This is a genomic window from Pseudomonas sp. HLG18 (assembly GCF_051903985.1).
GTDB classification, from domain to species: Bacteria; Pseudomonadota; Gammaproteobacteria; order Pseudomonadales; family Pseudomonadaceae; genus Aquipseudomonas; species Aquipseudomonas fluorescens_BT.
Genome location: NZ_CP195831.1, coordinates 2,855,719 through 2,867,776, shown reverse-complemented (window position 1 = coordinate 2,867,776; position 12,058 = coordinate 2,855,719). Strand labels below are relative to the sequence as shown.

The window sequence follows — 12,058 nt, the reverse complement described above, 5'->3', positions numbered from 1 at the left end:
AGGTTATTCCGACGTGGCGAGGGAGCACTGCTCGCCACGTTTTTGCGGTGCCAATGTTCGCCACCAGTAAAGCAGCGCGACGATATTGATTGCGGCACCCAACCAGCAGACACCCGACCATCCTGCCCAGGCGTACATGGCCGTCGAGGCCATGGATCCCAGGGCGCTGCCAACCGAATAAAACAGCATGTAGCCGGCAGTCAGTCGGCTCTGTGCCTGTGGGCGAACGCTGTAGATCATGCTCTGGCTTGTGACATGCACGGCTTGCAAGCCCAGATCCAGAGTGATCACGCCGATCAGTAGCGCCCACAACGAGGATTGGGTCAATGCGATCGGCAGCCACGAACCGAGCATCAGCAACAAGGACAGGCCGCTGACCCATTGCCCGAGACCACTGTCCGCCAAGCGTCCGGCTCTCGCAGCCGCCAGTGCGCCAGCCGCGCCGGCCAGCCCGAACAATCCGATTTCACTGTGGGAAAGCGACAGCGGCGGGGCGGCCAGCGGCAGGACCATGGGCGTCCATAGCACCATGGCGCTGGCGAAGGTCAACAACGCCAGAATCGCCCGTTGTCGCAGCACGGGCTCCTCTCGAAACAGGCTGAACACCGAAGCAATCAATGCTGCGTAGGAGGTTGCCGGTTGGGGGCTCTCATCCTTGGGTAGCGCGCGAAACAGCAACAGCGCCATGATCAGCGTCATTCCTGCCGACAACAGATAGATCGCCCGCCAGCCGGCCAGATCCGCCATCCCGCCGGCTACGGTGCGTGCGAGCAAGATGCCGACCACAATGCCGCTGGTGATCACGCCGACGACGTGTCCGCGTTGCGCCGGGATGGCCAGGGTTGCGGCATAGGCCACCAGCACTTGAGTGACGACGGCGAGCAGGCCGGTCAGGGTCATGCCTACCAGCAGCCAAATGCTGTTGGTGGCCAGTGCGATCATCAACAATGCTGCGGCGGACAGCAGGGTTTGCGTGACAATCAAGCGTCGGCGGTTGAGCAGATCGCCGAGCGGCACGAGCAATACCAGTCCGATGCCGTAGCCGACCTGGGTCAGCGTGATGACGATGCCGATGCTCGCGGGTGACAGGTTGAATGCTTCGGCCATGGCGTCCAGCAACGGTTGCGCGTAGTACACATTACCGACGGCCAGTCCGCAGGCGATGGCGAAGAGCAGCACGACACCGCTGCCGAGTGTTTGCGCTTTCATGTTCTGATTCCTTTTCAGGTTTTAAATTAAAACTGGATTGACGGTAGGTAATCTGGTTTTGTTTTGCAACCTGATTAGGCAAAAAGTGCAGCGCAAAAAAAAAGATCGCAGACAGCGCTGCGATCTTTCATGTGGCGAAAAACAGGGGGTATCAGCGCAGGGTGTCGACCATGTCGGCGAGGGTGGTCAGCACGTCCTTGCCCAATTGCTTCGACCGCTGGCCCGACCAACCGGTAAGCGGGTTCGGCGCATCGTCGTGATCCTTGAACGGCATTTCCAGGGTCAACGACAGGCAGTCGAACTTCTGGCCGACGCTGTTGCAGGCCAGGGTCATGTTGGCCTGACCCGGTTCATCGCGGGTGTAGCCGTACTTGGTCTGGAAGTCTTTGGTGGTGTGTTTCAGATGGCTGCGAAAGTGCTCTTCGAGTTTCTCGATCCGCGGGGTGTAGCCTGGATTGCCTTCGCAGCCGGCAGTGAACACGTGAGGAATTTCTTCGTCGCCGTGTACGTCGAGGAACAGATCGACGCCATATTTTTCCATCTGCTGCTGTACGAAAAGCACTTCCGGGCTGACGTCCTGACTGGCGTTCTGCCAGGCGCGATTCAGGTCCTGGCCCATGGCGTTGGTACGCAGGTGACCGTGGAAGGCACCGTCCGGGTTCATGTTCGGCACCAGATACAGATCGGCACTTTCCAGCAGTTTGTTCAGCACTGGATCGTTGTGATGCTCCAGACGTTCGATCACGCCTTCCATGAACCACTCGGCCATGTGTTCGCCGGGGTGCTGCTGGGCGATGATCCAGATCTTGCGGCGGCCTTCGGCACCGGTGCCTTTGCGCAGGAGCTGGATGTCGCGGCCTTCGACGCTTTTGCCGGTGGCCAGCAGTTCGGTGCCGGCCTTGGTCAGCGCTTGCTCGATCAGCCAGTCATGACGGCCACGGCTGTAAGGCTCGAAGTAGGCGAACCAGGCGTGAGTCTGCTCGGCTTCGAGGCAGAAGCGCAGGCTGTCGCCTTCGAATTGGGTCGGAATGCGGAACCAGTTGACGTGGTCGTAGGAAGCGACCGCCTGATAGCCGGTCCAGGCTTTGTTGTAGGAGGACTGGCTGGCGTTGACCAGGCGGAACCAGTGTTCCTGATGAACATGCAGGCCGCTGGCCTTGAAGTGGAACCACTGGAAATGGGCGCTGCGGGTATCTGGCCGAATGGCCAGAACCGGGTTGAGCGGGTTGCTGATGTCGATGACTTGGATGTTGCCGCTGTCGAAGTTGGCGCTGATGTCGAACGAAGATTTGGCCACGGTCATAATCGGTTCCTGAATATGATTTTTATGGCGGCTACTTTACACGCAAGGCAGGGGTGAAACCGAGGGAAATTGCGGGTTGCGGCGGGGGGCGTCTTCCATGACGCGCAGGCAGCTTAGTGGCTGTGCGATTGATTCTCAAGTGCTAATTGGCATTAGTTCGCCCCAATGTGGCCGGGGTTCGCTTGCCAAGCAATATTCTTTTGATATTATCCGCGCCATCGAATTTGCGGCACCCAAAGACTTCATTAGCCTGAAGCCAAAAGCCAGAAAACTGGCAAAAAAAAGACCCGGCAAAAAGCCGGGTCAAAAACCGTGATTAGCCTGATGAGGAGATAGTCCAGAAGACCGACCTAAGGTCTCTGGTCCATCGACTGATCTCGCGACCAGCTGCTTGCAATAATAATCATTATCATTTGCAAGTCAAACGTTTTTATCTGCGCGATTGGAAAATTCTTTCCTGTCCGTCTTCATCGAACACCGCCATCCAGCGAGTGATCGACCATCGCCCGTGCCATGTCCACCATGTGCACTACCGAAAACGCCAGATCCCGACTGACACCCTGCAGACCATCCGCTGCCTTGAATGCTGTGGCCGCTGCGCATCGCAGCAGATCGGAGGCGTGGACCAGGGATTCTTCACCGCTCAGGTTGCTGTTTACGCCGAAAAATCGTTCTTCCACGTCCGGCGCTGACACAGCCGGTTTCAAGTAATAGTCCAATGCCCGCTGCGCTGCGGCACAGCCCTGCGGTGACTTGAAAGTGGTGTCTATCTGCAGGTCGGGCAAGTCGTTGCTGGTGATATTCATGGTGAAAGGTCACTCCTTGGTCGATTCAAATCCGTGATCCAAGAATAGTACTTATAGTATTTGTGACCAGAATTTAAATACTACAATATGTGTTTTGCCGGCCGAAGGCGTCCACGTATGGTGCCGCACATGGATAAATGGATTGAGTTGGTCAAAGCCAAAATGAGTGAACTCAACGTCACTCAAGTCGAGCTCGGCGAGCGCGTCGGCATGTCTCAGGGTGGCATCGGCCATTGGCTGAACAAGCGCCGCGAGCCCGGCATCACGCAGATGAACCGCGTGCTGAAAGCATTGGGCATGGAGTATCTCGAAGTCGCGGTGGTGATTCGTGAACCGCAGATCGATGCGGACGACGAAATGCCTCTGGCACAGAAGTACAACCCTTACTTTCGCTATCCGGTCAGCGAGTGGAATGCGCCGGTCGAGGCCCGTGAAAGTCAGCCAGCGTATTCGAGTGCCAAAGACAAGCGACGTTTCGAACTGACGGATTACCACGCCCGTGGCCCGGCGTTCTGGCTCACGGTAACGGGCAACGCGATGACTGCGCCCAGCGGGCAGAGCATTGGCGAGGGGATGATGATCCTGGTGGATCCGGCGCTGGAAGCCGAGCCCGGCAAACTGGTGATCGCCCAATGGCCGGACAGCGACGAGGCAATCTTCCGCAAGCTGATCGAAGAGGGCGGCCAGCGTTACCTGGTGCCGCTCAATCCGACCTGGCCGAAAGCCTTGTTGACCGAAGAGTGCCGAATCATCGGTGTCGTGGTTCAGGCAACCGCCAAATACTAGTCAGATCGATCCTCGCCAGGCGTAGGATCGATCCACCTTTCACGCTTCTTCCAGTTCGACCAGTGCGCTGCCTTCGCTGACCATTTCGCCTTCCTGGCAATACAGCGCCTTGATCACGCCGGCATGGGGCGCGCGGATGCTGTGCTCCATCTTCATCGCTTCCAGCACCACCAATTGAGCGCCGGCCTCAACCGCTTGCCCGGCCTCCACCAGCACCCGCACGATGCTGCCGTTCATCGGCGCCGTCAGACCGCCCTGATGGCTGTGACTGGCTTCGACAGCGCTGATCGGGTCGTACGTTTCAACGCGTCGCAGCTCGCCGTCCCATTGCAGATACAGAAACTCTCCACGACGAATCGCACGCAGCTGTCGACGCAGCCCATCGTGCTCGAGCACCAGATGCTCGCCGATCAGTTTTGCATTGCCGTCAGCACCGAGCGTCAACGCCCGATCCTGCCCCTCGCAGCTCAAATGCAGAGCGATTTCCCGTGGCAACCCGGCGCGCAAACCACTGTGAAGCGCCCAAGGCGAAGCGGGATCATCCGCCCGAGCCATCCCCGGCAGGCTCTGTGCAAAAGCCTGCGCCGCCGCCTCCCAGAATTCATCGCTCAGCGCAGCAGGCGCTGGCAGCAACTGTTCCTGATAACGCGGAATGAACCCGGTATCCAGCTCCGCCGCCGCAAACGCCGGATGCCCGATGATCCGCCGCAGGAAGTTGATGTTGGTCTTCAGCCCGCCAATCGCAAACTCGTCGAGCATGCTCAGCAGCCGTAAACGCGCCTGCTCACGATCCTCGCCCCAGGCAATCAGCTTGCCGAGCATCGGGTCATAGAACGGCGAAATCTCATCGCCTTCCTCAACCCCGCTGTCCACACGACGCCCCGGCCCGGCGGCGGATTCACGGTACAGATCCAGACGCCCGGTCGCCGGCAGGAAGTCATTCGACGGATCTTCCGCATACAACCGAACCTCAATCGCATGCCCGTTCAGCGGCACCTGATCCTGTGTGATCGGCAACGCTTCGCCACGGGCGACGCGAATCTGCCAGGCCACCAGATCGAGCCCGGTAATGGCTTCGGTGACCGGGTGTTCGACCTGTAGCCGCGTGTTCATCTCCATGAAGAAAAACTCGCCGCGCGCGTCCAGCAGAAATTCCACTGTGCCGGCGCCGACGTAACCGATGGCCTGCGCCGAACGCACAGCCGCTTCACCCATCGCCCGACGCAGTTCCGGACTCAAGCCCGGTGCCGGTGCTTCTTCAACGACCTTCTGGTGCCGGCGCTGGATCGAGCAGTCACGCTCGTTCAGGTACAGGCAATTGCCATGCTGATCGGCGAACACCTGGATTTCCACGTGACGCGGCTTGAGCAGGTATTTCTCCACGAGCATCCGCGAATCGCCGAACGACGACTGCGCTTCACGCTGTGCCGAGGCCAGGGCTTCAGCCAGTTGGCTAACGTCCTCGACCACTTTCATGCCTTTACCGCCACCACCGGCGGTGGCCTTGAGCAGCACCGGATAGCCGATGCGCTCGCAAGCATCGCGGAAGGTGTCCAGATCCTGGGCTTCACCGTGATAGCCCGGCACCAGAGGCACGCCAGCCGTTTCCATCAGGGCCTTGGCGGCGGATTTGCTGCCCATTGCGTCGATGGCCGAGGCGGGGGGGCCGAGGAAGATCAGGCCGGCGGCTTCGATGGCGCGGGCAAACCCGGCGTTCTCCGACAGAAAACCATAACCCGGGTGAATCGCCTGAGCGCCGCTGGCTTTGGCCGCCGCGATCAGTTTGTCGATTTGCAGGTAACTGTCGGCGGCTTTGCTGCCGCCCAGATCGACGCGGATATCCGCTTCACGGCTGTGCCGCGCTTCACGGTCGGTGGCGCTGTGCACGGCAACGGTGGTCAGGCCCAAAGCCTTGGCGGTCCGCATGACCCGGCAAGCGATTTCGCCACGGTTGGCCACCAGCAGGGTGGTGAGAACAGGTGCGCTCATCAACGCGGCTCCTTGGTGGTAGTTGCGGCTTGCCAGCTCGGCGGACGCTTCTGCAAAAAGGCCCGCAAGCCTTCCTGGCCTTCCGGGCTGACGCGGATGCGGGCGATGGCGTTTTCGGTGTAGCGGCGCAGGGCCGGAGTCAGCGCGCCGTTGCCGACTTCACGCAGCAGATCCTTGCTGGCGCGCATGGCGGCGGGGCTGTTGAGCAGCAGATTGTCGATCCATTGCTCGACTTTCTGTTCAAGCTCGGTCGCCGGATAGCTCTCGGACAACAAACCGATTTCACGCGCTCGCTGCCCGCCGAAACGCTCGGCCGTCAGCGCATAACGCCGCGCCGCACGTTCGCCGATGGCTTGCACCACGAACGGGCTGATCACCGCCGGCGCCAGACCAATGCGCACTTCCGACAGGCAGAACTGAGCGTCATCGGCGCCAATCGCCATGTCGCAGCAACTGATCAGACCCAGCGCGCCGCCGAACGCCGCGCCTTGCACCACGGCCACGGTCGGGATTTTCAGTTTGGCGAGGTTGTACATCAGCTCCGCCAATTCCCGGGCGTCGTCGAGGTTGGTGTGGTAATCGAGCTCGGCCGATTGCTGCATCCAGGCCAGATCCGCGCCGGCGCTGAAGTGTTTGCCGCGTCCGCGCACCAGCAGGAAACGCAGGCTGGCGTCGCTGGCGACCTTGTCCAGCACCAGGATCAGTTCGCGGATCATCTCGGCGTTGAACGCGTTGTTCTTTTCTTCGCGGCTCAGCCACAGGGTCGCGAAACCCCGTGGATCGCTCTGCAATTCGAGGGTGTTGAAGTCGCTCATGAGGTTCTCCCGATCACATCCGGAACACGCCGAAGCGGCTCGGTTCGATAGGCGCGTTCAACGACGCGGACAAGGCCAGGGCCAATACATCGCGGGTCTGCGCCGGGTCGATGACGCCGTCGTCCCACAGCCGTGCGCTGGAATAGTAGGGGTGACCCTGTTCTTCGTACTGGTCGAGAATCGGTTGCTTGATCTCGGCTTCCTGTTCCGCACTGAACGCCTGGCCACTGCGTTCGGCCTGCTCGCGTTTGACCTGAACCAGTACGCCGGCTGCCTGTTCGGCGCCCATCACGCCGATCCGCGCGTTCGGCCACATCCACAGGAAACGCGGATCGTAGGCCCGCCCGCACATGCCGTAGTTACCGGCGCCGAAGCTGCCGCCGATGATCACGGTGAATTTCGGCACCTTGGCGCACGCCACGGCGGTCACCAGTTTGGCGCCGTGTTTGGCGATGCCGCCGGCCTCGTATTTCTGGCCGACCATGAAGCCTGTGATGTTCTGCAGGAACAGCAGCGGGATGCCGCGCTGGCAGGCCAGTTCGATGAAGTGCGCGCCTTTTTGCGCGGCTTCGGCGAACAGGATGCCGTTATTGGCGAGGATCGCGATCGGGTAGCCGTGCAGGTGGGCGAAACCGCAGACCAGCGTGGTGCCGAACAAGGCTTTGAATTCATCGAACACCGAACCGTCCACCAGCCGCGCAATCACTTCGCGCACATCGAACGGTTGCTTGGCGTCCGCCGAAACCACGCCGTACAACTCGTCGCTGGCGTACAGCGGCGCAATCGGCGTGCGCTGCTGCACTTCGCCGAGCTTGCGCCAGTTGAGGTTGGCGACGCTGCGGCGGGCGAGGGCGAGGGCGTGCTCGTCGCTTTCGGCGTAGTGGTCGGCGACCCCGGAAATCTTGCAATGCACATCGGCCCCGCCGAGGTCTTCGGCGCTGACCACTTCACCGGTCGCGGCTTTCACCAAGGGTGGGCCGGCGAGGAAAATCGTCGCCTGATTGCGCACCATGATCGCTTCGTCAGCCATCGCCGGCACGTAAGCGCCGCCGGCGGTGCAGGAGCCCATGACCACGGCAATCTGCGGAATGCCCATGGCGCTCATGTTGGCCTGATTGAAGAAGATCCGCCCGAAGTGCTCGCGATCCGGAAACACTTCGTCCTGACGCGGCAAGTTGGCGCCGCCCGAGTCCACCAGATAGATGCACGGCAGGCGATTCTGCTGGGCGATAGTCTGGGCGCGCAGGTGTTTCTTCACGGTCAGCGGGTAGTACGAGCCACCTTTCACCGTCGCGTCGTTGGCGACGATCATGCACTCGACGCCTTCCACGCGACCGATCCCGGCAATCACGCCTGCGGCGGGCACGTCTTCGCCATAAACGGCGTGGGCGGCCAATTGACTGATTTCCAGAAACGGCGAGCCCGGATCGAGCAAGCGGTTGATCCGCTCACGGGGCAGCAGTTTGCCGCGCGAAGTGTGACGTTCCTGAGCTTTCGCGCCGCCGCCCTGAGCCACTTGGGCGAGCAGGGTGTGCAGGGCGTCGACCTGTTTGAGCATCGCCGCGCTGTTGGCAGCGAACTCCGCTGAACGAGGGTTGAGCTGGGTATGCAGGATAGCCATGGGCAGCTCCGTTTAGCGGGTTTCGTTGAACAGTTCGCGACCGATGAGCATGCGACGGATCTCACTGGTGCCGGCGCCGATTTCGTACAGTTTGGCGTCACGCAACAGACGGCCGGCGGGGAATTCGTTGATGTAACCGTTACCGCCGAGAATCTGGATCGCGTCCAGGGCCATTTGCGTGGCGCGTTCGGCGGTGTAGAGGATCACGCCGGCGGCGTCCTTGCGCGTGGTTTCGTTGCGCTCGCAGGCCTGGGCCACGGCGTAGAGGTAGGCGCGGCTGGCGTTGAGTTGGGTGTACATGTCGGCGACTTTGCCCTGGATCAGCTGGAATTCGCCGATGCTCTGGCCGAACTGCTTGCGGTCGTGGATGTACGGCACGATCAGGTCCATGCACGACTGCATGATCCCGGTCGGGCCACCGGACAGCACGACGCGCTCGTAATCGAGGCCGCTCATCAGCACCTTCACGCCGCCGTTGAGTACGCCGAGGATGTTTTCTTCCGGCACTTCGACGTCATCGAAGAACAGCTCGCAAGTGTTGGAGCCGCGCATGCCGAGCTTGTCGAACTTGTTGCTGCGGCTGAAGCCTTTCCAGTCGCGCTCGACGATGAACGCGGTGATGCCGTGGGGGCCTTTTTCCAGGTCGGTCTTGGCATAGATCACGTAGGTGTTGGCGTCGGGGCCGTTGGTGATCCAGGTTTTGCTGCCGTTGAGTACGAAACGGTCGCCGCGTTTGTCGGCGCGCAGTTTCATCGAAACCACGTCGGAACCGGCGTTCGGTTCGCTCATCGCGAGTGCGCCGACGTGTTCGCCGCTGATCAGCTTCGGCAGGTATTTGGTTTTCTGTTCGTGGTTGCCGTTGCGGTTGATCTGGTTCACGCAGAGGTTGGAATGGGCGCCGTAGGACAACGCCACGGAAGCCGAGCCACGGCTGATTTCTTCCATCGCCACGACGTGCGCCAGATAACCCAGGCCAGCGCCGCCATACTCTTCCGGCACGGTGATGCCGAGCAGGCCCATGTCGCCGAACTTGCGCCACAGATCAGCCGGGAACAGGTTGTCGCTGTCGATCTGCGCGGCACGCGGAGCGATCTCTTTGGCGACAAAGGACTGAACCTGATCGCGCAGCATGTCGATGGTTTCACCGAGGGCAAAGTTCAGGGATGGATAGCTCATGGGTCACCTTTTGGCTTTTTTGTAGGGTCGGGAGGGCGGCGTTTTGGCTCTCACCTTTACGTTAACGTAAGCCTGTGACGAATGGCTGTCAATCACCCTTTACGTTAACGTCAACTTGAGCGAGAGTAGGGCCAGTTCTGAATGGTCGGAGCTCATATGACTCCGGTCCAACACCCACTAATAAAGACAATAGGGGTCGTCATGGATCAACCCAGTGCAAACCCGCAGCGCAGCTACACCCGTGGTTCCCAGGACAAAGCCTTGCTGGCGATGACCATCGGGCAGAAGTTCGACGAAACTGTCGCGCAGTACCCGGACGGCGAGGCGCTGGTGGTGCGCCATCAGCAGCTGCGTTACACCTGGCGGCAACTGGCCGACGCGGTGGACGTGCATGCCAGAGCCCTGCTGGCGTTGGGTTTGCAGGCCGGTGATCGGCTCGGCATCTGGGCGCCGAACTGCGCGCAGTGGTGCATCACGCAGTTCGCCACCGCGAAACTCGGCGTGATCCTGGTCAACATCAACCCGGCCTACCGCAGCTCCGAACTCGAATACGTACTCAAGCAATCCGGTTGCCAATGGCTGGTCTGCGCCGGGGCGTTCAAGAGCTCCAACTATCACGGCATGTTGCAAGGCTTGCTGCCGGAACTGGCCGAGCAATCCATCGGCGAACTGCGCAGCGAGCGCCTGCCGGAGCTGCGCGGGTTGATCAGCCTTGATCCGCAGCCGCCTTCGGGTTTTCTCCCGTGGTCGCAACTGGCCGATCTGGCCGCCAGTGTTTCTCCAGAACAATTGCGTGAACGCAGCGACAGCCTGCACTTCGATCAGCCCGTCAACATTCAGTACACCTCCGGCACCACCGGTTTCCCCAAGGGCGCGACCCTCAGTCACTACAACATCCTCAACAACGGTTACATGGTCGGCGAAAGCCTCGGCCTGACCGCCGCTGATCGGCTGGTGATCCCGGTGCCGCTGTATCACTGCTTCGGCATGGTCATGGGCAACCTCGGCTGCATCACCCACGGCAGCACGATGATTTATCCCAACGACGCCTTCGATCCACTGCTGACCCTGAGCACCGTCGCCGAAGAAAAGGCCACCGCGCTGTACGGTGTGCCGACCATGTTCATCGCCATGCTCGATCAACCGCAGCGCGCCGAGTTCGACCTGTCGACCCTGCGAACCGGAATCATGGCCGGCGCCACTTGCCCGATCGAGGTGATGCGCCGAGTTATCAACGAAATGCACATGAGCGAAGTGCAGATCGCCTACGGCATGACCGAAACCAGTCCCGTGTCCCTGCAGACCGGTCCATCGGATGAGCTGGAATTGCGCGTCACCACCGTCGGCCGCACCCAGCCACAACTCGAAAGCAAAATCATCGACGAGGCTGGTAATCCAGTGCCGCGCGGCACCATCGGCGAGCTGTGCACTCGCGGTTACAGCGTGATGCTCGGCTACTGGAACAACCCGAATGCCACGGCCGAAGCCATCGACGCAGCAGGCTGGATGCACACCGGCGACCTGGCGAGCATGAACGACGAGGGTTATGTGTGCATCGCCGGCCGTAACAAGGACATGATCATCCGTGGCGGCGAAAACATTTACCCGCGTGAACTGGAAGAGTTCTTCTTCACCCATCCAGCGGTGGCGGACGTGCAGGTGATCGGCATTCCCTGCTCGCGTTACGGCGAGGAAATCGTCGCCTGGATCAAATTCCATCCCGGCCACAGTGCGACCGAACAAGAACTGCAAGCGTGGTGCAAGGAGCGCATCGCCCACTTCAAGACGCCGCGTTACTTCAAGTTTGTGGAGGAGTTTCCGATGACGGTAACGGGCAAGATCCAGAAATTCCGGATGCGTGAGATCAGTATCGAGGAGTTGCGCAGTAACGAGGGCTGACACAGTTTCAACTTTCTATATCGATCAGAGCCTTCGAAGCCAGGGCGCGCACCCTGGCTTCGAAAGCAGCGCTTATTGCTTTACTTCTAGATTTTCCAACGCCTGATTCACCGCCAACTCCCCCAACATCACGACTTGCGCAATGCCCAACAGGGTCTTGCGGTTCGGCCCTTCCAGCAGGCCGGCAAAATCACCGAGCATGACCGTGGCTGACGCGAGGGATTCGCAGGCGTTGGCCAACAAGGACTCCGTGTCGGTTTGCGGGTTGACCATGAACATGTCGTTTGGGGTGTAAGGCGTGGCCATGATTTGGGCTGCGGGGGTCAGGTAATAGTCGAGGGCGCGTTCGGCGGCGTCGTGGAGCTTTCTTGAATCGGGAAATTCGTACGGTGACACCGGATCTTCTAACGGTGGAATGACGGTCTTGGACATCAGCTGGAACTCCGGAAAAGAG

General features: G+C 60.5%; 11 protein-coding genes. 3 read left to right on the top strand and 8 right to left on the bottom strand.

Annotated elements, in window-relative coordinates:
• Positions 1-3: 3 nt before the first annotated feature.
• The gene (locus ACSPX5_RS13160) at positions 4-1,209 is read right to left on the bottom strand and encodes an MFS transporter (RefSeq protein WP_439821876.1); all 1,206 of its coding nucleotides are present in this window, start codon (positions 1,207-1,209) and stop codon (positions 4-6) included.
• 151 nt (positions 1,210-1,360) lie between these two features.
• Positions 1,361-2,512: a M14 family metallopeptidase gene (locus tag ACSPX5_RS13155; RefSeq protein WP_439821875.1), complete on the bottom strand. Its 1,152-nt coding sequence runs from the start codon at positions 2,510-2,512 to the stop codon at positions 1,361-1,363.
• Between the two features lie 97 nt (positions 2,513-2,609).
• On the opposite strand from ACSPX5_RS13155, the gene ACSPX5_RS13150 reads away from it, so the two are divergent.
• Positions 2,610-2,828, top strand: coding sequence for a hypothetical protein (locus ACSPX5_RS13150; RefSeq protein WP_169430983.1), 219 nt, complete (start codon positions 2,610-2,612; stop codon positions 2,826-2,828).
• 151 nt (positions 2,829-2,979) lie between these two features.
• Here ACSPX5_RS13150 and ACSPX5_RS13145 read toward each other — a convergent pair whose 3' ends face one another.
• On the bottom strand, positions 2,980-3,318 hold the full coding sequence (locus ACSPX5_RS13145) for a DUF6124 family protein (protein ID WP_169430982.1): 339 nt from the start codon (positions 3,316-3,318) through the stop codon (positions 2,980-2,982).
• Between the two features lie 129 nt (positions 3,319-3,447).
• Here ACSPX5_RS13145 and ACSPX5_RS13140 point away from each other — a divergent pair, with 129 nt between their 5' ends.
• Positions 3,448-4,104 carry a LexA family protein gene (locus ACSPX5_RS13140; protein WP_439821874.1) on the top strand — a complete coding sequence of 219 codons (657 nt, stop codon included), beginning with the start codon at positions 3,448-3,450 and terminating at the stop codon, positions 4,102-4,104.
• Between the two features lie 39 nt (positions 4,105-4,143).
• On the opposite strand, the gene ACSPX5_RS13135 is transcribed toward ACSPX5_RS13140, so the two are convergent.
• From ACSPX5_RS13135 to ACSPX5_RS13120, 4 genes are read right to left on the bottom strand one after another with little or no spacing between them, the layout of a single operon-like run.
• A complete protein-coding gene (locus ACSPX5_RS13135; RefSeq protein WP_439821873.1) occupies positions 4,144-6,093 on the bottom strand; it encodes an acetyl/propionyl/methylcrotonyl-CoA carboxylase subunit alpha in 1,950 nt (649 codons plus the stop codon).
• Positions 6,093-6,908: a gamma-carboxygeranoyl-CoA hydratase gene (locus ACSPX5_RS13130; RefSeq protein WP_207863967.1), complete on the bottom strand. Its 816-nt coding sequence runs from the start codon at positions 6,906-6,908 to the stop codon at positions 6,093-6,095. The genes ACSPX5_RS13135 and ACSPX5_RS13130 overlap by 1 nt, the downstream gene beginning before the upstream one ends.
• 13 nt (positions 6,909-6,921) lie before the next feature.
• On the bottom strand, positions 6,922-8,529 hold the full coding sequence (locus ACSPX5_RS13125) for a carboxyl transferase domain-containing protein (protein WP_323160150.1): 1,608 nt from the start codon (positions 8,527-8,529) through the stop codon (positions 6,922-6,924).
• Positions 8,530-8,541: 12 nt separating this feature from the next.
• The gene (locus ACSPX5_RS13120; protein ID WP_064597789.1) at positions 8,542-9,705 is read right to left on the bottom strand and encodes an isovaleryl-CoA dehydrogenase; all 1,164 of its coding nucleotides are present in this window, start codon (positions 9,703-9,705) and stop codon (positions 8,542-8,544) included.
• 201 nt (positions 9,706-9,906) lie between these two features.
• On the opposite strand from ACSPX5_RS13120, the gene ACSPX5_RS13115 reads away from it, so the two are divergent.
• On the top strand, positions 9,907-11,604 hold the full coding sequence (locus ACSPX5_RS13115) for an AMP-binding protein (protein ID WP_011335000.1): 1,698 nt from the start codon (positions 9,907-9,909) through the stop codon (positions 11,602-11,604).
• A 72-nt stretch (positions 11,605-11,676) separates the two neighbouring features.
• On the opposite strand, the gene ACSPX5_RS13110 is transcribed toward ACSPX5_RS13115, so the two are convergent.
• Complete coding sequence (locus ACSPX5_RS13110; RefSeq protein ID WP_439821872.1) at positions 11,677-12,036, bottom strand: DUF6124 family protein; 360 nt, start codon at positions 12,034-12,036, stop codon at positions 11,677-11,679.
• Positions 12,037-12,058: the final 22 nt, after the last annotated feature.